The organism is Simiaoa sp. (genome assembly GCF_051972595.1).
GTDB lineage: Bacteria > Bacillota > Clostridia > Lachnospirales > Lachnospiraceae > Acetatifactor > Acetatifactor hominis.
On record NZ_JBOKRY010000010.1, the window covers coordinates 16,472 to 41,848 of the forward strand.

Sequence of the window (25,377 nt, forward strand, 5' to 3'; positions counted from 1 at the left end):
TTACTCATGGTATATTTCTCCTATCAGATCATATTCATTGGAACCGGTGACCAGAACCTTGACAAAATCTCCGGTCATCAGATTCGCTGAAGTATTCACGAACAGATAGCCGTCCACATTGGGGGCATCTCTGTATGTTCTTGCAACATAAGTCTCTTCGTCCGCAACCTTGCCCTCGATCATTACAGTCAGGATGTGTCCTACCATATCCTCTGCCTTGTCAAAAGCGATTGCCTGCTGTAATTCCATCAGTTCATCTCTCCGGAATTCCTTGACTTCCTGCGGCACCTGGTCTTCCATGGTGGCAGCGGGAGTATCTTCCTCCTGAGAATACGGGAATACACCCAGACGGTCGAATTCCATCTCATTGACAAAACGATACAGCTCCTCGAAATCCTCCTGGGTCTCTCCGGGAAATCCGCTGATCAATGTGGTACGTAAGCAGATATCGGGGATCTTCTCCCGAAGCTTCCCAATGATGGCACGAAGCTCTGCCTGGTCAGTACGTCTGCCCATTCGCTTCAATACATTGTCGGAAGCATGCTGGATGGGAATATCCAGATAGTTACAGACCTTGGGTTCTGCTGCAATAGCATCGATCAACTCATCTGTGATCTCCTCCGGATAACAGTATAAAATACGGATCCAGTAGATACCGGGGATCTGTGCCAGCTCATGTAAGAGTCCGGGCAGTTCCTTTTTCCCATACAGATCCACACCGTACAGCGTGGTCTCCTGTGCTACCAGGATCAGCTCCCGTACGCCCTTATCCGCAAGTTCTCTGGCTTCTTTTAACAGACTCTCCTTGGGAACGCTGCGGTAATTGCCCCTGACCTTCGGAATAATACAGTAGGTGCAGTGTTTGTCACAGCCTTCTGCAATTTTCAGATACGCAAAATGTCCGCCTGTAGTGACAACACGGTTGGTCTCTGTCACAGGGGCGGCATTGATATCTTCATAATGGTTCTGTTTCTGTCCTGCCAGGATCTCCTCCAGGGCAGCTACGATCTCATCAATAGCAGTGGTTCCGATAATGGCGTCCACCTGCGGGATCTCCTTCTGGATCTCCTCGCGGTAGCGCTGGGCAAGACACCCGGCAGCGATCAGTGCTTTGACCTGTCCGCTGTCCTTCAGTTCTCCCATCTGTAATAATGTATTAATACTTTCTTCCTTGGCATCGCCGATAAAGCAGCAGGTGTTTACCACTACAACATCTGCCTCTGCTTCATCATCCGTGAAAGTATAACCTTTTTCCTGGAGCATGCCAAGCATCTTCTCAGAATCGACAAGGTTCTTGTCACAGCCCAGGGATACAAACAATATCTTCATGCGTCTTATGCTTCCTCATCATCACCAAGGATCTTGATCTTACCCTGATTCAGCTCTTCTACTGCGATAGACAGGGGCTTATCCACCTTGGCGGTTACCAGAGGCTCGTCGCCTGCGATGATCTGTCTTGCTCTCTTGGCAGTTGCCATAACGATAGAATAACGGCTGTTGACTACGGGTGCTTCACCGGGTTCTACCTCGCTGTTTACTACTTTCATTAAGTCGGTATAAGAGGGATGTAACATTTTATTTTGCTCCTTTCGCGAAACCTTTCAGTTCCTCTCTGATCTCTGTGATAAATTCTACACGACGGGACGGTACATTTTTCGCTGCTTCCACATACTTCTGTACCGCTGCAGCGCACTCGTCCAGATCGTCGTTCACTACTATATAATCATAGGCGTCCATGCCTTCTGATTCTTCATAAGCCCGCGCCAGTCTCTGTGCGATCACATCGGCTGTCTCGGTTCCTCTGCCCACCAGTCTCTTCTGCAGCTCTTTGGCACTGGGAGGGGTAACGAACAGTAACAGGCTCTCCGGGAACTGTTCCTTGATCTTCATGGCTCCCTGAATCTCGATCTCTAAGATCACATCCTTGCCTGCCTGCATCTGCTCTTCCACATATGCTTTCGGCGTTCCGTAATAATTGCCGCAATACTGAGCATACTCGATAAATCCGTTTTTTGCAATATTTTCTTCAAATTGTTCTCTGGTGCGGAAGAAATATTCTCTTCCGTCCTGTTCTCCTTCACGCGGTCCTCTGGTAGTCATGGAGATAGACAATGCATAATTGTCATATTCCGATAACAGCTTTTTCACCAGTGTTCCTTTGCCGGCTCCGGAGAATCCGGAGATCACCATCAATATTCCCTTATTCTGCATCTTCTTCACTGTCCTCTTTTTCTTCGTCCGGCCACAGCGCCTGTGCTCTTCCCGCAATCGTCTCGGGTAAAAGTGCAGACAGCACGATCTGACTGTTCTCCATGACCAGGACGGATTTCGTCCTGCGTCCCTGTGTGGCATCGATTGCAGTCCCGGATTCTTTTGCCTTCTGAACCAGACGTTTGATAGGTGCGGATTCCGGACTTACTATAGCGATGATCTTATCTGTATTCACAATATTTCCAAATCCCACATGGATCAGTCGGTTCATTGTATCGCCTTTCGTGGCCATGCAGTTCCCATTCGCATAACCGCACGATATCGTGCTTCCCGCTGCTTTGCAGCACATTATTCAATATTCTGTATCTGCTCTCTGACTTTTTCGATCTCGGTCTTTAACTCAATGGCACAGTTGGAGATCTCCAGATCATTAGACTTGGACAGAATCGTATTGGCTTCGCGATTCATCTCCTGCGCCAGAAAGTCTAATTTTCTTCCGATGCTGCCACCGGCTGCCAGTGTATTCTTCGTGGTCTCAATGTGGCTGCGCAGTCTCACCAGTTCTTCATCCACGCACACCTTATCCGCGAAGATCGTCACTTCCGTGAGAAGTCTTCCCTCGTCCACCGCGGTATCACAAAGCAGTTCCTTCACCCGGTCTTCGAGTCTCTGACGGTACTCCATGATGATCTGGGGAGAACGCTCTGTAATGAAATCTACCAGCTTCAGCATGCCGTCCAGTTTCGCGATCAGATCATCCCGAAGATGTTCCCCTTCGGTGATCCGGGTCTGCACAAACATCTCGCAGGCACCCTTTAAGGCTCTCTGTAGTTCCTTCCACAGCTCTTCCTCGTCGATATCCTGCTCTTCCATCACGAAGACATCCGGATACTTCGACAGGGTGGACACCCTGATATCACAATCCAGATCAAAATCGCTGGCCATCTGCTTCAGATATCCCAGATACTCCGCTGCCAGTTCCTTGTTGTAACGGACGTTGGACGTATTCTCGGAAAAATCTTCATAAGTAATGAACAGATCCACTTTACCTCTGGAAATGTAATTCTTCAGTTCACTGCGGATCGCAGACTCGAAGAAATTCAGCTTCTTCGGCATTTTGATGTTCACGTCAAGGTAGCGATGATTCACAGACTTCATCTCTACGGTAAACTTTCTGTTATTCTCGGCAGTCTCACATCTGCCAAATCCCGTCATACTCTTGATCATAGCTTCTCCTGTTGTAAGGGCGCGTAAAGCCTTCCACATTTTACGGTTTGCATTCTATTATAGAATAAAAAAGCTCTTTCCGTCAAGTACAGCTGCCCTATTTCCACTCGTCATAATGCTCCAGAAAATGATGTTTCACGCCATCCTCTTTATAGGCGATGATCGTGCGCAGGTTGACATTCTCCACGCTCTTGAAAATATTCCCTTCGATAAAGGGATTGGTCTGCTTCAGGGAAGCGATCAGGTTCTTGATCTCCATACGTTTGGAGGGACTGCTGCCATCGGTACGGCAGGTGGTACAGGTATCGGTAAATCGGCATGCACACTGGATAAAATGCAGATCATTGTAATCTCTCCAGTGTTTGATGTCGTCCTCGCGGATCAGATACATGGGACGGATCAGCTCCATACCCTCGAAATTCGTGCTGTGGAGCTTCGGCATCATGGTCTGCACCTGTCCGCCGTACAGCATCCCCATGAGGATCGTCTCGATGACGTCATCATAATGGTGTCCCAGGGCGATCTTATTGCACCCCAGCTCCTTTGCATGACTATACAGATAGCCCCTGCGCATTCGCGCACACAGATAGCAGGGGCTATCCTCGATATCATACACCGCATCAAATATCTGGGATTCAAAAATCGTGATGGGAATGTCCATCAGCTTCGCATTGTTCTCGATGATCTTGCGGTTCGCCTCGCTGTAACCGGGATCCATCACTAAAAATACCAGTTCAAAGGGGAACTTGTTGTGACGCTTCAGCTCCTGGAACAGCTTTGCCATCAGCATGGAATCCTTACCGCCGGAGATGCATACGGCGATCTTGTCATTCTCCTGTATCATGTCGTACTCATTGATAGCTTTGGCAAATCGGGAAAACAGGACTTTATGGAATTTTTTGCGGATGCTTTTTTCAATCTCCCGTGCCCGCTCGTTTTCTTTTTCTCCGGGCTGTTCCTTCTGCATCAGGTTCAGAAGCCACCCGGTATAGCCGCCCTGTAAGCTGTATACATCCATTCCCTGTTCCCGGAAATATTCTGCTGACACTTTACTGTTCTGTCCACGGCTGCAATACAGGATCACCTTTTTATCCCCTGCTGCCGCAGCCAGCTTGTCCACCAGTTCACATTCGGGGATTGCAATGGCTCCGGGAATTATTCCATAGTTTACTGCTTCATCCCCTCTGGTATCCACCAGGATGTATCGGTCAAGGTCCCGGGACTGTAATTCTTCCCATGTGATCTCAATGGGGTGTATTGTCTCTTTTTCTTCCATTTTTATATTCCTTTACTCTGCCCGAACAGGCAGTCTATTGTTTTTCCTCTCTCAGTCTGCTACACTGTTGTTAAAAATATGGTAACTGAACCGTTACATTGCAGTTACATTACATTCATAGAAAGGCATACAAATGATTCCTTATACTACTTTAGATTCCATTATAGCCCAAATGCCCGAACGCACCGGGCACACTCTGTTAGATGAAAACCAGGGGTGTGTAAACGGTTGTCGCATGGGCGTATCTCTCTATCGCAGCACAGAATATCACATGCCGCAAAAGCATGACGATCAGGAAGGCTTCTTCGTATTGGACGGAAAAGGATATGCTCTCGTCGGTGGCAAAGAAATCCCTCTGCTGCCCGGTACCGCCTTTATGGTACCTGCTCACACGGATCATGTGATCAGACGGGATCCCTCCTGTGACTGCTGTAAGGTACTGTGGTTCCATGCCGCAGTAGAATGATCCTCAGTCCCCACATACCACCAGAAGCTCCGGCAGCTGTGCCTGAAGCTCTGTCAGACTGTCACACTTTTTATCTACCAACGCAAGAATCTCTTCTGTGGGCGGCAGTTGGTCCGGCACCATCACCGTATATAAGCCTGCCGCATAGGCGGATCGGATACCGTTGAAGGAATCCTCCACTGCCAGTGCCTGTCCGGGTGCAACGCCCAGCTCCTCGCAGGCCTTCAGATAAATATCCGGTGCAGGCTTGCCGTGTTCCACCATGTCGCCGCAGATAATTTTCTGAAAATAAGATGTGATACCTGCTCTGTCCAGATGCTCCATGACTGCCGCTTTTCGTGTGGAAGAAGCCAGTGCTACGGGAATCCCCTGCTTTTTTAAATACTCCAGGATCTCATGCACCCCCGGCTTCTCCGGAAGGCCATCCCGTTCTTCCTTTTCCTTAAATCTACGGCTGCAGTCCTCATGCAATTCTTCAAAGGAGATATCAATGCCCTGCTCTGCCTTTGCTGCCTCGAATACTTCCTTCGTGCCCTGTAAGGTTCTGCCGATGCAGGCTTTGGAGATTTCATCCACATTTTTAAGTCCCGTAGGCTCTGCCGCTTCTCTCCAGCACTCCATGTAGATTCTCTCAGTGTCAAATAACACACCATCCATGTCAAATATCACTGCGGTTATTGTTGTCTTCATAATTCTCCTCACATCCAGAGCACCATCGGATTGTTACCCATACCGATGATCCCCATCATTTTGCGCGTAAATAGTAATCGATGATATCTGTCTCTTCCATGGAAATATAAGTTCCGTACATGGCTATGTTGCAGCACAATACCCTGCTTCCCGCAGGGAAGATCATCTCATATCCTTTGGACGAAGCCAGCCCCGGATATCTGTCATCCGCTCTTCCATAGGAAAAATAAGCAGCGGAATTACCTATCTTCAAAGGTTTCGGTGCCCCAATCCCTCCGGCGATCAGAGCCTCGTCCTTTTTCCATTCAAAAAAGCTCCAGTTCTTTTTCTCTCCGAGTTGCCTTGGTTCTCTGCTTCGTTCCGTCAGCAGAATCTTACCCTGTGTATTTAAAAATGTCAATGCTCCCGTCTTTTTATCCACACGGATCTGGGCATATCCCGCTGTAATTTCCACCAGGGAAGGATTCTCCCGCACCGTGCATCTGAGGTCTCCTGCTGCCGTCACCGCCGCTTTCGTGAATTCACGACACTGCCCTTTGGCAAAACAAATCCGGAACAGATCCACCGCAAGGGGTGTGATCCGCAAGGTTCCGTAACTACTCAAAAGATCCACATAGCCCTTGCCCTTCATGACCATGCGCACAGCGCAGTCGATCCTGGAATGTCCGGCGGGCATCAGTGTTTTGGCATCCGGCATATCGCCGTACTCGCCGTTATTTTCTACCATCCGCGGCTCCTGTCTGCCGGTTGCTCTGCCAGCATTGCCGTTTCCTGCCCCGTATACTTTCGCAGGTGACGGCTGTCCCGTCCGCCTCGATTCAGGTCCCCCTGACTTTCCTGCTTTCTTCGGTGTAGCGCCGTCCGTTGTCCCCTGACTGTTTCTTGTCACGATGATCTTCTTTGGGCCGTAACGCTCTCTGGCCACACGTTCCTTTTCTGCTTCCTGTGCCCTCTGTCTGTAGATCTCTTCTTTTGTCTTCTCCGACTCTGCCTGTTTTACCACCGTTTTCATCGGCTTCTTCTGGGCATCTGCGGCAAGGCGCATTCTCTGCTTCTGCTCTGGGGATACCGGATCTACGATCAGTCCGGTGAGTTTCCCCCGGTACAGCACCGTCAGTTCATGCAGGGCTCGGGTGGCTGCCACGTACAGCCGCTTCACATACCCGTCTTCCACCGGGTAATCTTCCTCCGAGGCATTGAAGATCAGTACTGCATCGAATTCCAGACCTTTGGTGTATTTTAACGGAAGTACCATGACGCCCTCGCCGATCTCCCATTTTCCCGCATCTCCGGTATTCAGTTCCACGCTGCCCTGTAAGGCTGCTGTTACTTTTTCCGCCTCCGCTTCGTCAATGCAGACTACGGCAATGGTATCCAGCCCCTTGCTCTGCCATGCTTTGATGATCTGCTCCGCCTGTGTCACCTGCTCTGTAAAATCCACACATTTTTTCACCGTGACTGGTTCCCCATGACGTATGATGGGCTCCACCGGATAGACCGGAAAACTTCCGTGATACAGAATGTCCGTGGCAAACTCCGAGATTTCCACCGTGTTACGGTAGCTTTTCTGCAAAATGCCGAAATAATCAAACTCTCCAGGCAGCATCAATTTCCGCAGTTCCGTCCAGTCGTTGAGACCGTAGCGGTCGGAAATATTCTGGGCCACATCTCCCATGATCGTATAGGTACATTTGCTCAGACAATATTTTAAAGACGCATAGGCCATCATGCCGAAATCCTGGGCTTCATCAATCACCACATGCCCCGCCTCCCGGATCACCGTGTCCTCCTTGAGGCGCTTGTAGAGGTAGGCCATGGCCGCCAGATCATAGACATCGTAGCCACCTTCCGGCACCTCGACCGTGAAATCTTTCTCCTGCTCTTCCTTCAGGAACTGTTCGTAGAGTTCCGCCACAGAGCCCTTCCATTCCCTTTTTCCGAAATAGGTCTCATAATAATGCTTGAGCTTCTGCTTTTCCGACTGGGTATAGGAATAATATTTTCCGCTCAGCTCATTTTCCAGCCGTGCCATCAGATAATCCGTCAGTCTGCTGATTTTGTCCGCCCGGGACAGATCCTTTGTCTCTTTCAATAAGCGTGCAATGGTGGCCCGGTCCAGCAGCACTTTGCCAGTCTTTTCGATCACCACGTCCTCTCTGGGTATCGCGCGGTATTCATAACGCAGGCAGAAATTCTCCAGCTCCTTAAACCAGACAAGAGTTCCCTTCACCGCCGGGGTCACACCTTTTACCACCGGCTTGATCTGCCAGGACTTGTCCCAGTCCTCGTACAAAAGCCTTACGAACAACTGCTCCATGGTCATCTGGGAGACACCGTAAACATTCAGTTCCGGCAGCACTCCCGTTATATAGTTTAAGAGCACCTGATTGCTTCCCACAATATAAAAATCTTCCGGTGCAAACTCCTGCTCGTAGTTGTACAGGATGTAGGAAATACGGTGCATGGCCACTGTGGTCTTGCCGGAGCCCGCCGCTCCCTGTACAATCATGTTGTGCTGGGGCTTTTTGCGGATGACTTCGTTCTGCTCCTGCTGGATTGTGGCAATGATCTCGCCCAGCACCGCCTTTTTGTTCCGCGCCAGATATTTTGTCAGCAGTTCATCGTTGGCCACCACATCCGAATCGTAGAAGTCCTTCAGCTCATCATTTTCGATCTCATAGGTGCGCTTCCGCGACAGGGTGATGTCGTTTTTTCCCTCCCCCTTTACGGAATAAGAGACATCCCCCAGAGCGGCATCGTAATATACGCTGGCAATGGGTGCTCTCCAGTCGATGACCTCCGGTTCTGCCGGGTTATCCGCAATGACACTTCTGCCGATATAGTAGACCTCGTCTTTTTTCAGTTTTTTGTCCCGGAAATCGATTCTGCCAAAGTAGGGCTTTTTCCTCGCCTGTTCCGCCCGGCGCAGATCCTGATTCACGAACTTGAAGCGGGCATCCGCATTGTGCCACAGGGTCTGGACTTCCTTGTCGTTCTCGTCGAATTCCTCCTGCATGGCATGCAGTTCTTCCGCCAGAGCCTGTACACTCTGCCTGTTGGCATCCACCTTGCGCTGTGCGATCTCTAACGTATGCTGTAATCTTTTTTCCTCATCCTGCCTCGTAATGCCGGGTAAACTGCTCATATTCTCTCCTGTTCAAAACCATAAAAAAGAAAAAGCAAAGGAAGCCTGTCGAAGACTTCCTTTGTATGTATTCTAAATCACATTTTACCAGTCAGAGCCCCAGTCATCGTATCCTGAGTCCCAACTGTCATTGGAATCCCATCCGGAATCCCAGCTGTCATCATCCCAGCTATCGTTATTATCATCGCTGTACTCATAAGGAGTGTAATAGGACGAATCCTCAAAATCCTCATATTCCGCATCGCTGTCATAGCTGTAGGAATCATAGTAACTCTCGTAATCGCTTTCCATCCAGGATTCATCCGGTGCATAGCGCCAGGAATCATTCTCCCATTCGTACCAGTTCCCATGATAATAGTAATAGTTCTGATCCTCATAGGTGTAATAGCCGTTATCCGGTCTGTTGTCAATCTGCCAGATAGAATAGGCGCCTGTAAAAATCGCCACCAGAGACAATGCTGCCATGATCAGGCAGAAAATTGTCAGAACCGTTTTTTCTATCTTTTTGCTCCGGGCTCTTTTCTTATTATAGGCGGTGTAATCTTTGGTTGGGCGGCTGGCAGGTGCCGCAGCTTTCGGCTGCTGGTGTGCTTTCTGCACTACCACTCTTTCCTTCATCTTCTGGTAAAGTTCGTTGACCGCATAGGCTTCATCGGTTCCCTTGTAACGTACTGCCCGGGTACCGTCCTCTTTATTCTTATAGACTACGAAGGTGCCATCGGTCTCATCCTTGTAAATACCGAAGGCTTTCGCGCCCTTGTAATCCTCTCCGATAAAGGTCCGCATGTCCTCCAGCGGAAGGTTCATCTCCTTTGCCCAGGCTTTCAGTTCCTCGATTGTCTGTGGTACACCGTTGGCATGGCGGTTGTAATTGTTGTTGACACCGCCACAGTTCGGGCAGACCTGATCAAAATCGTTGATCCAGCTGCCGCACCAGTCGCATTTTATCTTCACGTTCCCCTCCTGAAAATACACGTTGCAATAGTTTCTGTTTTATTGTACCACGTTCTGCACCTGCTGCCAACCTAGGATATTGCCAAAAGAATGCGGCTCTCCCTGAGGGTCTTGCTCTGGTCGTAATCATACTCTATGGTCTGGATACTGACATCCGGAAAACGGGCATGCAGCCGCTGCAAAATTCCCCGCTCGCAGACATGGCTGACCAGACATCCGAAGGGATGCAGGATCAGCACACTGCCACAGCCTTTTTCCACATATTGTATCACCTCTGCGGCAATCAGCCAGCCGTCTCCGGTATTGCAGCCCTCCGCCAGAATCCCCTGCACTTTCTCCTTCAGTTCCGGGAACGGCAGATCCGTCTGGAACCGGTCTGTCTCCCCGATCACCGTAAGCAGATGTTTTTGTGCCTCACACAACCGGTGGAGCACAAAGGCACAGGCTTTCGCCATGATGGGATTGCGCTGGTACTTTTCTGCCTTATACCGCTCTGTATCCACCAAATACAGACAGTAGTTGACGAAACCACCACTGTAAGGCTCCATTCCCTGCCGGAGCAGAAAACTTTCGATATCATCATTTCCCAGTTTCGAATATTTCATATAGATCTCACCGGTGATGCCAACTCTCTTTTTCTTCCCGGGTTTCACCGGTACCTTCGAAAATACTTCGCAGGCATACCAGTAATTCTTCTCTCTGGTGTGCCGTCCGTTCCTGTGTCTCCGAATGCTCTCGCACAGTTTCTTTTCCAACTGACTGCGGATGCGGTCCGTCTCTCCCGGATTCTGTTCGTAGGGCTTCACCTGCTGGTACAGGCACATGATCAGATCGCCATAGCATCCGGCAGCGATCCCACCGGACAACAGTGACGGAGTAATGCGAAAGCCTGTATGTTTTTCTTCTCCCATGAGGTTCAGGGAGATTACGGGAATCTGGGCATACTCCAGCTGTCCCTGCTCTACCATGCGGTACAGCACTCTCTGGAGCAGATTGTAGATATTTCCGGCCCTGCAGGCACCGCCCGCCTGGGGCTCCATGAAGGTGATCTCCTCCGGATCCCGTTCCCCGCTTTCCAGATATTCCAGGAACTGTGCAAGGATCAATACCGTCGGATAGCAATAGTCGCTACTGATATAGCGAAGTGCCAGAGTGCGGTCCTTCACCGGGTTCTTTAAAGTCTCGAAGGAATACCCCTCCGCCCGGAATGCCGCCTCCAAAAATACATTCGTGTACTCCAGCATCTCGCACAGCAAGATCGTACGGGTCTTCTTGTCATGACGTGTGAAATTTTTACATACTCTGTGCAGTTCCCCCATACGTTTTCCTCATCTGACCGGGTATCTCATCTGACAGGCCTTGTTCCATGATCATCATCAGCTTTTTTTAGTTTGTATTTTCTATTGGTATTCGTTCCTATTCTCTCAATATTTTCCATTTCAGAAATGATTGCCCTTGTTCTTGCCGGACTTAGCCCAATATAATCGGCAATTTCATTTGTCTTAGCTTCTCCATGTTGTGCGAGATACTCATATATTTTTGCAATATTACCGCTTGTTTTCTTTGCTTGTTTTCTTTGCTTGTTTTCTTCGCTTGTTTTCTTCGCTTGCTTTCTTCGCTTGCTTTTCTCACTTGTTTTTCAACAAATTCAAGTGTCAATATCGTCCGATCCGGATCAAACCGTTCTTCAATTACAGGTTCCTTCCATCCTTCATCTTCCCATGTATTAAATATATTAGGAACACCACTGCCGGAACGTTCACCGATATTAATAAGGTTAAACATCTTCATAAGAGATTTATTTCTCGGATCTGATTCTCCACCCTTACACATTTGTATTTTACCTGTCCTTATATATCCGGGATTCTCCAATACAAGTTTCTTAGGTTTTTTCACATCCATAATTATTTTATTATATACCCTGAAATAGAAATCACAAATATTTCCGGACCATTCCCCTGAACTGGATTGCAGACGATCTGTCCATCGAATAGCAGGATCAAGCATTTCACGATAATCCAGAAAGTATTCCGGAAAATGTCTTACAATGTTATATTCCTCTCCAAACATCAGCATCCCAGCCGCCGTAGGATGAAGTTGTCTGTCCTCTCTTGATATAGCTGCCGCGCCAATACTTCTCAAGTATTCACTATCGTTTAATCTTTCAAAAGGATGCCCCGGTTTCAATGTTCTGTGACGGTTTCTATATCCCTGTATCGTCTCATAGTTCAAATCCTCCATCGGGACCTCGTCCAGTACCTCCATATCCATAGTATTTTCAGCCTGATCACGAAGCATTGTTTTTACCTGTAGACGTGTACAACGATAATCGCCTTCATGATTTCTTCTAAATGTAGCGCCAAACAGATCATTATCAACATATACCGGCTTTTCTTCCCGTTTCGCCATTGGGACATGAATAACAATAATTAAATCCCCGTTTACATCATATATTTCTACATCATCGTCTTTTAAAATATTAGCACTTACTTTTTTGCGATTATTAATTGTATCCCAGAATTGCTTTATAAGTTTCTCTTTATCCGCCGCTTTAAGTCCTGTAGTATGCCAGGAACCATCCTTATTTTCTACAACACCAAGAATGATTACTCCACCATAGCAATTGGCAAATGCAGAATACTAGTCCCATAAGGACACTGGTAACCCTCCATTTGCCTTCTTAACTTCCCGACGATTATCTTCTTTGTATGAGTCAAATTTTGATATATCAAACAGATCCTTCAAACAATATATCCCCCTTTATTCATTTCCCATCTTCTTTTCCTATATATAGCCACACAAATATTAACTGGTCATTTTTATTGTACTCATATCTTTGCCACAACGCAATGGTTCCCCAAAAATCTATTTTTATATTCCATTGTATTTCTTTAACTGCAACGCTTCCGTTGATTCTATGGTTGTATGCTTGCTACTTATATATCTACAAAAATATCCGTCAGTTCTTCACGGGATATCGCCGGTTCAAAATAATAGAGCTGTGTGTAAATTCCCGTATAAATAGTACTATCCTCAGGATCTGTGCCAAATGACATTCCACCGGTATCTACGATCCATTTCACTTTGTCATTTTCCCATACAAAATATAGGTTTCTGTCTCCACTGGTTAAATAATGCTCCCAGTAAAGAATATGTCCATCCAGATCATAATACTGAATTCCACCATCCGTATAATAATCTACATTATCTCTATAACTTATCTTTATGTAATCCTCATAGGATTCCCTTTGAAAAATATAATCCTCGGAGTCTCTTGCAGGGAAATTTCCAATAAAATCCAATTGCAGTCCATCATATTTTTCCAGACCATCCATGTTTATTAAAATACATGTATTTTTTATATCCGTGCTGTCTGGGACCGGTTCTTGAAATACAAAAACAGTATTTTCAGCAGAGGTCTTATAGGAGAACATTTTTATCCCTGCTATGTCTAATAATTCCTCTTTTGTTTCCATGTCCGCATTATATGTTTCCAGAAAATTCCTTACAAAGCCATTTTCACTCTGTCTGTCTGTTTTCATTTTGGATGTTAATACATCGTTTCCTTCATTGTCCCAGTAATATACCTGAACATCCTGCTTTCCGCAGCCGGAAAACATTAACATGAATCCTATTAACAATATGCTGATTTTTTCTTTCATTTTTCTCCTGACTTTCTATTTTTCCAGCATAAACCAGCCTTCTTCAATACGCATGATCATCTGGTTCTTATTCACCGGCACACAGACAATGTCCTCTCCATCCTGACATTTTATATTGCACACAAGAATCTCATCATCATAAATGCTCAGGCCATCGTGGATATCCATTTCCTGTTCAAAATCTTCCCGCCCCGTCTTTCTGACTTCTATTCCAACTGTCTGGCGGGCGGTCTCCAATATTCTGACTTCATCTTCCGAGACGATAACACTTTTTCCCAGCCAGTCTTCCGCCTTAAAATTCGTGCCCTGCAATATTCTTCCCGGCGCCTCCTTTTCTATTTCCTCAAAACCGCCTTCGTATGAGTTTTCATAGCTGTCCAGATATGCAATTTTCCATGTTCCGTTCAAATCTTTTTCACTCACCTTAGGGTCACAGTATTGAAACGGTTCTAGCAAATAATCCCCGCCGCAAAACCCATAGACTATATGTGTTTTATCTAAAATAACAATGTAATCCACGCAGTAGTCAGATTCATCATACATTTCATCAATATATCTAAGGAACCGGACCTGTTCTATATCCGCATAATCTTCTATCATCCAGAGAGAATCGATATCTAGCCATTCATCCTGAGTAGAATAAGAAACTATATCCGAATCATCAAATTGTATTTTTTCCCATTCCAGGTAATCCGGCCATGCCACAATGCTCTTTTCTACGGAATTTTCGCCAAGAATAACTGTCCTTCCCAAATAGTGCTGTCGAAAAAAATAACTGTATGCTCTATAGTACGTCGTGAGATGACGTGTAACCTTCCATTTTCCATTGTATGCCGCAGCAGTATTTTGGCCTTTGAAAACAACCACGCCTGCAAATACCAACAGCAACATGACTATTATTCTTCGAAATATTTTTCTTTTCACCCCTAAGTGCACCTCATTCTATGTATATATTTTTAACTGGTATATTAAGTTCTCTGATTATATTTTCTCCAAAAGGTAAAAAACACAATCCATCGTAAGAATAACAAACTGCTTATCACTGGAAATCATTATGTTCACTGCCGGAGATTTTCCCTTTATTCCATCTCTTGTGCCTCTTATTTCCAAATCCTGAAATTCATCATAATTTAGAATCCAGTCATATAATTCCGGATCTTCTTTTACGGCTTCACTTATATTATAGATCCAATTACGATCTATTATAGGAGATACCTCATAAGAAGGTTCTAAAACCTCACATTGATAACGTTCATATTTTTCAAGTCCTTCACTGGAAAATACATCTTCATTTATCACAATATGATTGCCTATGATGTCATGTCCCTCCGGATAATTCGTATAATCGTTCTGTATTTTTGTAAAGCCAAGCAATTTCGTAACTTCCCACTCGCCAAAAAACAATTCTTCAATTTCATCCATGGAAAATTCCTCTATCTTGTCATCTGCTTTTTCCGAATTTTGCTCTATCATTTCTTCCTCATTAACATTCTCCGTCTCATATAACGGTGCTAATAATCTTTCATATTTATCACCACTAAAAAAATCCGGAATCATCTTAATATCCTCTATATACCAGCCATCTTCACAATAAGATGCTTCTGTGCATTTTACTGTATTTTGACTTTTATCATTATCCTGGAATGAAATAAAACGAACCATTACCTTTCCATCTTTTTCAAACAATGTAGCACCGAGATAGACTTCATCATCAAATGTATCCGGCTGTTCTAAATCAATATCAGGATTATGAATAAAATTGTATGAATACTCCATCCAGCCTGTATTCTCCAAATGCAGAATAGAGATATTAACAGTACCGGAATCGGTTCCTCGTGTTGCTCTTTTCAACAGTACATCTGCTTTCCCATTTCCTGTTAAGTCACCGGTAGTAACTGTCGATTCACAATATCCTCTATAATCTTTTATTGCCACATCTATGCCATTTACATTTGCTATGATTGTTGTCAATCCAACATCACGTCTGTCAATCACACGCACCCTGTCTTCTTTTCCGTCTCCGTTTAAATCTGTTCTCGATTCAACTCCAAAATCGATGGGAATAGCGCTCTTCTGATAAATTGCTCCACTTTCATCAGTATCATGTGCACACCCCACTAAAAAAATTCCAATCATCATTAACAATACTATTTTTCTGACTACAAATTTTGTAACTGATAATGTTTTCATGCACCTTCCCTGCCTCATCCTATGTATTTATTTTCAGCTGATATCCTGAGTTTCATTATTAAAATAACATGCCGTTACATCATAGTTGCATCATTTTCCTGATAAAATAAAAAAGAACCGGCGGGCATTTTATTGCCTGTCGATTCTTTCTATGATTTTCATTTTCTAATTTTCCCTATTTTCTACCAGTGTTCCATACCCTTCATTTTTGCCAAGCTTATTAACCCATTCATCAATGCATAACTTATTTTCTTCCAGATAATCAGGACAGCCCGCCAAATTTTCAGCTTTAATTTTATCTAAATTTTTCCACCATTTGGGTAATCGATACAAAGTATGCGCAAAATGGCGGCATGAGCTGCACCACGCCCACATACCTCCTTTTTCATCTCCCTCTACATTTTTGCAGAAATACAGATGTCCCTCTTTTCCTCCACAAATAGGGCAAACTACGGGAAAGTCCTGCCTGTTTAAAGTCTCTATGTTCTCTAAAATGTCCATGATTTTATCATCATTGTCTTTCCACATTTATTTTTCCTCATTAATGTAGCAGCCCTGCCATATGCGTAGGAATACATACAATCCATCTTTAAATACGCATATTTTATTTTGATTATGCGCAAGTTTAAGAACACTCTATTTCATTATTATACGCATTATACGCATATTTAGCCATTTTTCAAAAGCATTATAAGCTGTCTACAAACTTTTAGACACACAAAAAAAGTGGAAACCTTGTATTTTCAAGGTTTCCACACTTTTCAAAAGAGCTGCTGACGGGAATCGGACCCGTGACCTCCGCACTACCAATGCGACGCTCTACCGACTGAGCCACAGCAGCATCACGTGACTGCTAACGCAATCACCGTGATTCATTGTAACAAAGCAATCTATATTTGTCAACACAATTTTTTTCTTTTTTTGCTTTTTTTGCTACACTTATAACTATTTAGGATTTTTCTCGTCTTTCTGTGTCGCTTCCTGCTGCTCCAGTTCCTTCTGCTCCTTCCGCTTCAGGTAATCCGCCGCATCATCCGGTACGTCATCCAGATTCTCACTGCCGATATCCACCTGGAGAGGCTTTCTCTTGAAGAGGATATCATACATGACAGGGATGATGAACAGTGTCATCAGTGTGGCATAAGCAAGTCCTCCCGCCACTACGATCGCCATGCCTTTGGACATCTGGCTGGAGAGGTCATCTCCGAACAGGAGGCTTGCCATTGCCAGGATCGTGGTCAGCGCCGTCATCAGGATCGGGCGCATTCGGGTCTTACCGGTAGCGATCAGTGCCTCTCTGCGTTCCAGTCCTCCCACACGGAGCTGGTTCGCATAATCCACGAACACAATACCGTTGTTGACAACCGTACCCAGCAGCACCACGAAGCCCATCATACCCATAACAGACAGCGGCTCGTTCATAAGCAGTAATCCTATCAGGCCACCCGTGAACGCAAGAGGTACCGTGAACAATACAATAAACGGACTGAGCAGGCTCTGGAACTGTGCCACCATGACCAGGTAGATCAGAGCAAGACCCAGGAGCAATACCTTACTCATCTGGATCACCATCTGATTGACCATATCGGATTCTCCGGCAGTGTCAATAGTATAACCGTCCGGCAATTCATACGCATCGATCAATGGCTGCAATTCTCTGGACAGAAGGGTGGCATTGCTTCCCTCTGCCACAGTGGCTGTCACCGTCATGTAGCGGCTCTGGTTCTCACGGTTGATGCTCTGCACACCCTCCTCCAGCTTTAGTGTGGCGAACTCAGACAGCGGATGATCCTCTGTGACAGTGTTGCCATTATCATCCGTAGTCTGGATCTCAAAATTATAGTCCAGGAGATTCTCACGGGTCAGCGGTTTTCTTCCATCCTTTACGACGATCTTCATATCCTCACCGTCTATGGTCACAGTGGCGGCATCGGTACTCTCCGTCAGCTTCCCGTTCAGCTCTGAAAAAATCTGGGCAACCGTCAGACCTTTGCGCATGGCGGCATCTTTATCCAGCACCAGACGGATGACCTGATCCGGCTCTTCCTGCCCGTTGGAAATATTTTCATAGCCCGGGATCGTAGCAGCCAGATCACAGATGTCCTGCGTGATCTTCGTCAGGGTATCCAGATCATCGCCATATACCTTAACAGATAATCCTGAGCCCATCATCGTGCTCATCTCCGACATTCCCGTTGATATCGTCAGTTCACAGTCAATATCCGCTGTGCGTTCTTCAATCTCCCTGCAGATTCTGTTTACTTCTTCTTTTCCGGCATTTTCATTCTCTGTCAGCACCAAAAAGGTAAACTGATCGTAGGTGCTGTCTGACATACCGGAAGAAGAAGCCACCAGTGTGGTATCTCCACCTGCCATGGCACCTACATCTCCGATGCCATCTATGGTCGTCATGGCATCCAGCACCTGGTCAGCCCTCTTGTAGCATTCTTCCTTATCCGTATCCTCCGGCATCTGCACAGATATCTCAATCTGGTTGGATGTCATATCCGGGATCATGACGATACCCATCCGCATGACCGCCCAGATACTGTATACCAGCAGACCGATGGCAATGGCAAGGGGCACGACCTTCACTTTCAGGCAGAATGCCAGCATTTTTCCATAGATATCCTGCACCTTGTCAAAGAACGGATGCTTCTTCTCTTTGGAATTACGAAGCAGGGTCGAACCTGCTGCCGGCACTACGGTCATAGCGATCAGCAGCGATGCCGCCAGGGTAAATATGATCGTCAGGCTGATGGGCATCATCAGTTCACGGACAGTTCCTGCGGTAAATACCATCGGCAGGAATACGCAGACTGTTGTCAGGGTGGAAGCAATAATCGCACCTGCCACCTGTTTTGTACCCTGTACCGCTGCTCTCGCCGCACCGACTCCCTTAGACCGCAGACGATAGATATTCTCGATCACGACGATGGAGTTATCCACCAGCATGCCGATTCCGAGTGCCAGACCCGACAACGACATCATGTTCAGTGAAATACCTGTAAAATACATTAATATCAATGCCGTCAGAACAGACAGGGGAATGCTGACAGCTACAACGATGGTGGGTTTTACATCCTTTAAGAACAGCGCCAGGATCAGGATCGCCAGTGCCGCACCTACGATCATGCTCTGCAATACGCCATTTATGATCATAGTTATGTAATCACCCTGATCCATCAGTGTCAGTACCGACAGTCCGGGATACTGCTCTTCCAGCTCTGAAATTGCAGCAACGATATTTTTACTCACCTCATTCGTTCCCGCTGTGGAACTCTTGAACACAGACAGTACCACCGCACTCTGACCATTCAGTCTGGCATAGCTGTCATCGGCGTTATCGATCACCGTGATGTCAGCCACATCGCACAGCCGTACATCCCCGATATCTTCAATATTGGTAAGTACGATATTGGACAGTTCGTCCACACTTTCATAATTGCTTCCGACCTTAAGCAGCCAGGAATTGTCCTCCGCATCATCCAGATATCCTGCCGGCATGGCAAAATTCTGTGCATAGATGAGCTGTGACAGAGTCTGCATATTCACCAGCTGGTCTGCATTGGCATTACGAAGTGCCTCCGCCTTCTGTACCTCAAAATTCTCCAGAGAGGTATTATACTGATCCCAGCCGTCTGCCAGCTGCTTTTTCGCATCCGCAATGGAATCCCAGCCCTCTGTGATCTGGTCCTGGGCAGAATCCAGGCTCTCCTTGTTGCTGTCGATGGTTGTCTGGGCGGAATTCAGCGCACTCTGTCCGGAAGAGATCTGTGCAGAAGCCGCACCAAAGCCTGCTGCCGCCTCGATTTTCGCCTTTTCAATATCCGTATAGGAAACACCGCTCTTCTTCAGCTCCGTTTCTGCTGCGGATACCGCTGCCTGTACACCGGCTTTCTCGACCTGAAGGCTGTTCAGGGAAGATACGTAGTCCTTATACCCTGATAACAAAGCCTTCTGGGTCTGATATCCGGCTGCTGTTTTCTGCAAAAGCTCTTTTCGTCCTTCGGGCGTCAGGGCATCCCATGTTGCTTCATCTATCCCAAGACTCTGAAGGCGCATACCGGAACCGGATGCAGCAAGCGCTGAATTTACGTCTGTACTGTCCAGTACTGTCATGTTTTCCATCTGAGAAGAAGTCAGAAATGTGCTCATCTTCTCCAATCCGTCTACCACATCCGGGATGTTGTTCGTAGTCTTGCCCTGTTCTTCCAGGGATTTTTCTATCTGTGTGATCGTCGCCTTCAGCGATTCCTCCTGCGCCTGCAAAGTCAGCAGGTCTGTCTGCAATGCGTTCAGCTGATCCAATGCCTGGCTGGCGGTTGCTAGCTTATTCTCGGTATCCTTCTTCTGATCCTCCAGAGAGTCCTTGGCATCTTCCAGCTTTTCCTTCTGCTCGTCCAGTTCCTTCTGGGCATCGTCTAACTTCGTCCTGCCGTCATCGATATCCTTCTGTCCGTCGACCAGCTCCTGCGTGCTGTCTGCCAGCTTCTGCTCTGATTCTAACAGCTGCTTCTTCGCATCATTCAGCTGATCCACCGCATCCGCAAAAGCATCGTTGGTCTTCGCCAGGATTTTCTCATTCAATGCATCGATCTTGTCCTGATTCAGATCCACGGAGATGGAATTCTCCACAATTCCGATGTCAGAGATACTGGTCACACCCTCCTGTCGTTCCAGATAGGGGATCAGCGTGTCCTCCACGAACCGTGAGGTCTCCTGAATGTCCTTGCCCTCATAGGATGCCGCCAGATATACGGAAGCCATCATATCCATGCTGATCTCCATGATATTCGGCGAACCGCATTCCTCCGGCAATGCTGATTTCACACTGTCCAGAGCACTCGATACCTTTACCATGGCAGAATCCATATCCGTTCCGTCTGCGAATTCCAACTCTACGATCCCATAGTTTTCATAGGACATACTGTATACATTCTTTACACCCGAAATGGAGCCCAATGCGCTTTCCACAGGTTCGCTCACACTGGACTCCACTTTCTCCGGACTCGCTCCCGGATAAGTCGTGATCACCAGTAAATACGGCAGACTCATCTTAGGCAGAAGATCCGTTGTCATTCCCGATAAGCTTACAAATCCCAGAATAATGATAGCAACTACCATCACCAGAATTGTAAACGGTTTTTTTACACTGAATTTTTCCATATATTCCCGCGCCTTTCCGACGTAAGCATCTGTATAGTAGTATGTTACCACTAACGGATTGCGAAAATCCATTAAATAAATCTAAAATTTCGATTCTTTGCTTAAAAAGCCGCGGATTTTCTGCTTTGCACGGGTCAACGCATTTTCTGTTGCTTTTTCACTCCTCCTGAGCACCTTCGCAATCTGTGTGTAGCTCATTCCCGTAATATAGAGATCCAACACCTGACGCTCCAGCTCACTCAGCTCCGTAGCGATCCTTTTCTCCAGATAGGCCACTCTCTCCTTATCCAGGAAAAGTTCCTCCGGATTCCTGCCGGTCTTATCCGTCAGAAGCTCCGCCAGCGTCTGTGTCTCCGGATCCCTATCCTCTTCCGTTCTTCCATGACTGTCCAGGGAGACATAGGTATTCAACGGTGTGTGCTTCAGCCGCTGCGATGCCTGCACTGCCGTATACATCTGTCTGCTGATACACAGATCCGCAAATGTGTAAAAGCTGGCGTCTCTGCCACAGTCGTAATCCCGCACTGCCTTAAACAGCCCGATCATCCCCTCCTGGATCAGATCCTCGCTGTCTCCGCCCAGGATATACATGGATTTCGCCTTGCTGCGCACCAGATTTTTATACTTATCACAGATGTAGTCCATCACCTGCCTGTCGCCTTCCCGAAGCTGGTCGATGAGCTCCTCATCTGTCATATCTTCATACTTGAAATGCTCTGTCATTCTTTCCCCTTTGCTATCCTGTTCCCGGATGCAGCGTCCTGTTATGCCTGCAGTCTCTGACGTACGATCTCGTAAGCCAGTACGCCTGCTGCAACGGAAGCATTTAAGGAATCGATATCTCCCTTCATGGGAATCGACGCCACCATGTCGCATTTTTCCTTCACCAGACGGCCTACGCCCTCGCCCTCGTTGCCGATGACCAGACCGATGGGACCCTTCAGATCCAGATCGTACATGGTAGTACCGCCCATATCAGCGCACACGAACCACAGACCTTCCTTTTTCAGGTCTTCGATGGTCTTCGCCAGATTCGTCACCTTTGCCACCGGCGTATAGTTCAGTGCTCCGGCGGAGGTTCTCGCTACCGTAGCGGTCAGTCCCGCTGCACGGTTCTTCGGAATGATGACGCCATGGGCACCTGCCAGATTGGCAGTACGGATGATAGCTCCCAGATTATGGGGATCCTCGATATTATCCAGCAGGAAAATAAAGGGCGGTTCACCTTTTTTCTTCGCTGCTTCCAGGATATCATCTACCTCTGCGTACTCATAAGCCGCCGCATAAGCGATGACGCCCTGATGTTTTCCGGTCTCGGATAACTGATCCAGGCGCTCCTTGGTCACGTATTTTACTAATGTGTCATGTTTTTTGGCTTCTCTTTTAATAGTCATCATCGGACCGTCCTGACAGCCGTCCAAAATGAACAGCTTGTCAATGGGTTTGCCCGAACGATACGCCTCGATCACGGCATTTCTGCCCTCTATGGTAAATTCCTGATATCCCATGCTTGTCCTTTCTTATTACGTATTACTTTCTCATTACGCATTACTTTCTCATTATGCATTATTTTCTCATTACGCATTACTTTCTCATTATGCATTACTTTTCTGTCACATGTGTTACATTACACTCAGATTTCCAACCCTGCCAGGCGGATACCGTCTTTGATCAGCTCAAGCATCCGGTCTGTCTGTCCCGTCAGGTACAGATACCCCATCAGTGCTTCAAATCCGGTAGCTCTGCGGTAGTCTGCCACAGAAGCATTTTTCGCCGTGGTGTAGGATTTGGCGTTGCGTCCTCTGCGGTACACCGCTTCCTCGTCCTCCGTCAGCTCCGGAAGCAGTGCCTCGATCATGGCGGACTGCGCCGGTGCTTTTACATAGCGTGTTGTCTTTTTATGCAGGTCATTGGCGGAGCGGTTGGCACGTTCCACCACAATGCTTCGGATCACCAGTTCATAGATCCCGTCTCCGATGTAAGCTAATGTCAGCGGAGAATATGCCCGGACGTCCTGCCCCTCGCAGTCGAAAGTCTGCTTGATCTTAGTAAGAAGGGTTATGCTCTCTTCCATTTTACACCCTCTCTGGTATCTTCCAGTACAATGCCCTTAGCTAACAGTTCATCACGGATCTCGTCAGCTCTAGCGAAGTTCTTCGCCTTTCTGGCTGCCTGACGCTCCTCGATCAGTGCCTCAATGTCGCTGTCTAACATCTCTGCTTTTTTGTCCACGATCAGTCCACAGATATCGGACAGGGTCACGATCTCCTGCTTTAATGCTTCCAGGAATGCCTTGCTGCTGTCTGCCTTAGCATTGGAATTCACGAATTTTACCAGCTCGAAAATAGCTGCCAGTGCATCTGCGGTGTTAAAATCATCATCCATGGCTTCATCAAATTTGGTCTCAAAGCCCTGTGCCTCGGTGAGTAATTCCTTCTCTTCCCCGGTCATTTCGGTATCTGCTGCCTTGTCCAGTAAGAATTTCAGATTATCCACGCTGGTGACGATTCTCTCATAGCCGTTCTTCGCAGCTTCCATTAAGTCAGCGCTGAAATTCAGCGGGCTTCTGTAATGTGCGGACAGCATGAAGAAACGCAGTACCTGGAGATCGTATTTTTCGGAGATCTCACGTACAGTGAAAAAATTGCCCAGGGATTTGGACATCTTGCGGTTATCGATGTTCAGGAAAGCATTGTGCATCCAGTATTTTGCAAAAGGCTTGTCATTGGCCGCCTCGGACTGTGCGATCTCATTTTCATGATGAGGGAAGATCAGATCCTCTCCGCCGGCATGAATATCAATCTCTTCGCCGAGATAACGTTTGCTCATGACGGAGCACTCGATGTGCCAGCCGGGACGTCCCTGACACCAGCAGGAATCCCAGTAAGGCTCGCCTTCTTTTTTCGGCTTCCACAGTACGAAATCTAAGGGATCTTCCTTCTGGTCCTCACCGGAGACTAACAGAGAACGGTTACCGCCCTGTAAGTCGTCCAGATTCTTATGAGACAGCTTGCCGTAGTCCTTGAAGCTTCTGGTACGGAAATATACGGTACCGTCTGCAGCAACATAAGCATGTCCCTTATCGATCAGGGTCTGGATCATGTCCAGCATGCCGCCGATCTCCTCGGTAGCCTTGGGGTTCCTGGTAGCGGGCTCGATGTTCATGCCCTCCATGTCCTTTTTGCACTCTGCAATGTAACGCTCGGAGATCACGCCGGGCTCAACGCCCTCTTCGTTAGCTTTTTTGATGATCTTATCGTCCACATCCGTGAAGTTGGATACATAGTTCACTTCATATCCCTTGTATTCCATGTAACGGCGCACGGTATCAAATACGATCATAGGACGGGCATTTCCGATATGGATCAGGTTGTATACGGTAGGTCCGCAGACATACATTTTTACCTTGCCGGGCTCTAAGGGCTTGAATTCTTCTTTTCTCTTGCTTAAGGTGTTGTAGATTTGAATGCTCATTGTTTATCCTTTCCTAATTGCGATTTTTGCAATGATATATCTTTATTTTATCACACTGTCTTGTCATTTTCTGCAGATTTGGGCTGTTCCCCGGTCTCCGCACTCATTACCACCAGCCTGCGCAGCTGCTTTAATTCATCTTCCATTTCCAGTACCCGGTTGGTCAGTTCGGAATTCTCACGCTGCAATACCGTGATATCCTCACGCACCGGATCGGGGAGATCCGTCTGGTTCATGGTCTCCTGGGGGAGACTTGCGTTGTTACGCTTTACAACGCGTCCCGGCACACCTACCACCGTGGATCCGGGTGGCACTTCACTTAAGACTACGCTTCCGGCACCGATCTTCGAATTATCTCCGATGGTGAAGGATCCCAGGACTTTCGCTCCCGCACTGATCATGACATTGTTGCCGATGGTGGGGTGACGCTTGCCGTGCTCCTTGCCGGTACCGCCCAGGGTCACGCCCTGATACATTGTCACATTGTCGCCGATAATGGTGGTCTCACCGATGATGACACCGTTACCGTGATCGATGAAAAATCCTTTGCCGATCTGTGCACCGGGATGAATCTCGATGCCGGTCTTGCGCACGCCCCGCTGGGAGATATACCGCGCCCAGAAATAATGTCCGCTCAGGTACAGCTTATGCGCTAGTCTGTAATGGAGCATGACCTTGAAGCTGGGATACAAAAGAACCTCCATGGAGGAATGGATTGCCGGATCACGCTCCTTGATAATACGGACTTCTTCTTTTAAATTTTTGATGATGCCCATGTTCTCACCTCGAAAAAAAATACCGCGAATAAACTTCATCTTAGAGACGAATTTATCCGCGGTTCCACTCTACTTAAGGGACAAGGCCCTTCACTCTGGCGTAAAACGCCATGCACATAACGGGTGCTTACCGGATC

23 protein-coding genes, 1 tRNA gene and 1 other annotated feature (1 of these 25 running past the window's edge) are annotated in these 25,377 nt (G+C 47.1%); of the genes, 1 reads left to right on the top strand and 23 read right to left on the bottom strand.

Annotated elements, in window-relative coordinates:
• From rimO to ACTRDR_RS05685, 6 genes are all read right to left on the bottom strand, one after another.
• Positions 1-1,329, bottom strand: a complete 1,329-nt coding sequence (rimO, locus tag ACTRDR_RS05660; protein WP_440526467.1) for a 30S ribosomal protein S12 methylthiotransferase RimO — start codon at positions 1,327-1,329, stop codon at positions 1-3.
• Between the two features lie 5 nt (positions 1,330-1,334).
• Complete coding sequence (rpoZ, locus tag ACTRDR_RS05665) at positions 1,335-1,574, bottom strand: DNA-directed RNA polymerase subunit omega (protein ID WP_022153806.1); 240 nt, start codon at positions 1,572-1,574, stop codon at positions 1,335-1,337.
• 1 nt (position 1,575) lies between these two features.
• The gene (gene gmk, locus ACTRDR_RS05670; RefSeq protein ID WP_022153807.1) at positions 1,576-2,211 is read right to left on the bottom strand and encodes a guanylate kinase; all 636 of its coding nucleotides are present in this window, start codon (positions 2,209-2,211) and stop codon (positions 1,576-1,578) included.
• The gene (locus tag ACTRDR_RS05675) at positions 2,201-2,482 is read right to left on the bottom strand and encodes a DUF370 domain-containing protein (protein WP_118545608.1); all 282 of its coding nucleotides are present in this window, start codon (positions 2,480-2,482) and stop codon (positions 2,201-2,203) included. Before ACTRDR_RS05675 ends, gmk begins: the two co-directional genes overlap by 11 nt.
• 77 nt (positions 2,483-2,559) lie before the next feature.
• Positions 2,560-3,438, bottom strand: coding sequence for a YicC/YloC family endoribonuclease (locus tag ACTRDR_RS05680; RefSeq protein ID WP_440526468.1), 879 nt, complete (start codon positions 3,436-3,438; stop codon positions 2,560-2,562).
• A gap of 97 nt (positions 3,439-3,535) precedes the next feature.
• Entirely contained in the window at positions 3,536-4,714 is a 1,179-nt protein-coding gene (locus tag ACTRDR_RS05685) for an ATP-binding protein (RefSeq protein ID WP_176863058.1), read from the bottom strand.
• Between the two features lie 133 nt (positions 4,715-4,847).
• Here ACTRDR_RS05685 and ACTRDR_RS05690 point away from each other — a divergent pair, with 133 nt between their 5' ends.
• Positions 4,848-5,180, top strand: coding sequence for a cupin domain-containing protein (locus ACTRDR_RS05690; RefSeq protein ID WP_440526469.1), 333 nt, complete (start codon positions 4,848-4,850; stop codon positions 5,178-5,180).
• 3 nt (positions 5,181-5,183) lie between these two features.
• On the opposite strand, the gene ACTRDR_RS05695 is transcribed toward ACTRDR_RS05690, so the two are convergent.
• The 17 genes from ACTRDR_RS05695 to cysE form a co-directional block, all read right to left on the bottom strand.
• Complete coding sequence (locus ACTRDR_RS05695; protein WP_440526470.1) at positions 5,184-5,870, bottom strand: HAD family hydrolase; 687 nt, start codon at positions 5,868-5,870, stop codon at positions 5,184-5,186.
• Between the two features lie 55 nt (positions 5,871-5,925).
• Positions 5,926-9,015, bottom strand: coding sequence for an AAA family ATPase (locus tag ACTRDR_RS05700; protein ID WP_440526471.1), 3,090 nt, complete (start codon positions 9,013-9,015; stop codon positions 5,926-5,928).
• A gap of 84 nt (positions 9,016-9,099) precedes the next feature.
• Positions 9,100-9,969 carry a hypothetical protein gene (locus ACTRDR_RS05705; RefSeq protein ID WP_118550615.1) on the bottom strand — a complete coding sequence of 290 codons (870 nt, stop codon included), beginning with the start codon at positions 9,967-9,969 and terminating at the stop codon, positions 9,100-9,102.
• 71 nt (positions 9,970-10,040) lie between these two features.
• Positions 10,041-11,288, bottom strand: coding sequence for a hypothetical protein (locus tag ACTRDR_RS05710; protein WP_440526472.1), 1,248 nt, complete (start codon positions 11,286-11,288; stop codon positions 10,041-10,043).
• Positions 11,289-11,314: 26 nt separating this feature from the next.
• A complete protein-coding gene (locus ACTRDR_RS05715) occupies positions 11,315-11,515 on the bottom strand; it encodes a winged helix-turn-helix transcriptional regulator (RefSeq protein ID WP_412223934.1) in 201 nt (66 codons plus the stop codon).
• Entirely contained in the window at positions 11,440-12,576 is a 1,137-nt protein-coding gene (locus ACTRDR_RS05720) for an ATP-binding protein (protein ID WP_227062045.1), read from the bottom strand. The genes ACTRDR_RS05715 and ACTRDR_RS05720 overlap by 76 nt, the downstream gene beginning before the upstream one ends.
• 329 nt (positions 12,577-12,905) lie before the next feature.
• A complete protein-coding gene (locus ACTRDR_RS05725; protein WP_227061992.1) occupies positions 12,906-13,631 on the bottom strand; it encodes a hypothetical protein in 726 nt (241 codons plus the stop codon).
• Positions 13,632-13,646: 15 nt separating this feature from the next.
• Positions 13,647-14,555: a hypothetical protein gene (locus tag ACTRDR_RS05730; RefSeq protein ID WP_440526473.1), complete on the bottom strand. Its 909-nt coding sequence runs from the start codon at positions 14,553-14,555 to the stop codon at positions 13,647-13,649.
• Between the two features lie 57 nt (positions 14,556-14,612).
• Positions 14,613-15,821 carry a hypothetical protein gene (locus ACTRDR_RS05735; protein WP_227061988.1) on the bottom strand — a complete coding sequence of 403 codons (1,209 nt, stop codon included), beginning with the start codon at positions 15,819-15,821 and terminating at the stop codon, positions 14,613-14,615.
• Positions 15,822-15,986: 165 nt separating this feature from the next.
• Complete coding sequence (locus ACTRDR_RS05740; RefSeq protein WP_227061985.1) at positions 15,987-16,349, bottom strand: hypothetical protein; 363 nt, start codon at positions 16,347-16,349, stop codon at positions 15,987-15,989.
• 240 nt (positions 16,350-16,589) lie between these two features.
• A tRNA-Thr gene (locus tag ACTRDR_RS05745) sits at positions 16,590-16,662 on the bottom strand.
• A gap of 104 nt (positions 16,663-16,766) precedes the next feature.
• Positions 16,767-20,990: an efflux RND transporter permease subunit gene (locus ACTRDR_RS05750; RefSeq protein ID WP_440526474.1), complete on the bottom strand. Its 4,224-nt coding sequence runs from the start codon at positions 20,988-20,990 to the stop codon at positions 16,767-16,769.
• A gap of 81 nt (positions 20,991-21,071) precedes the next feature.
• Complete coding sequence (gene sigH / locus ACTRDR_RS05755) at positions 21,072-21,713, bottom strand: RNA polymerase sporulation sigma factor SigH (protein WP_118550617.1); 642 nt, start codon at positions 21,711-21,713, stop codon at positions 21,072-21,074.
• 41 nt (positions 21,714-21,754) lie between these two features.
• On the bottom strand, positions 21,755-22,498 hold the full coding sequence (rlmB, locus tag ACTRDR_RS05760; RefSeq protein ID WP_148446177.1) for a 23S rRNA (guanosine(2251)-2'-O)-methyltransferase RlmB: 744 nt from the start codon (positions 22,496-22,498) through the stop codon (positions 21,755-21,757).
• Positions 22,499-22,623: 125 nt separating this feature from the next.
• A complete protein-coding gene (locus tag ACTRDR_RS05765) occupies positions 22,624-23,064 on the bottom strand; it encodes a Mini-ribonuclease 3 (RefSeq protein WP_118545592.1) in 441 nt (146 codons plus the stop codon).
• On the bottom strand, positions 23,049-24,458 hold the full coding sequence (cysS, locus tag ACTRDR_RS05770; protein ID WP_440526493.1) for a cysteine--tRNA ligase: 1,410 nt from the start codon (positions 24,456-24,458) through the stop codon (positions 23,049-23,051). The genes ACTRDR_RS05765 and cysS overlap by 16 nt, the downstream gene beginning before the upstream one ends.
• Before the next feature lie 56 nt (positions 24,459-24,514).
• A complete protein-coding gene (gene cysE / locus ACTRDR_RS05775; protein WP_440526475.1) occupies positions 24,515-25,240 on the bottom strand; it encodes a serine O-acetyltransferase in 726 nt (241 codons plus the stop codon).
• A gap of 39 nt (positions 25,241-25,279) precedes the next feature.
• Positions 25,280-25,377, bottom strand: a binding site (T-box leader) (it continues 134 nt past the right edge of the window).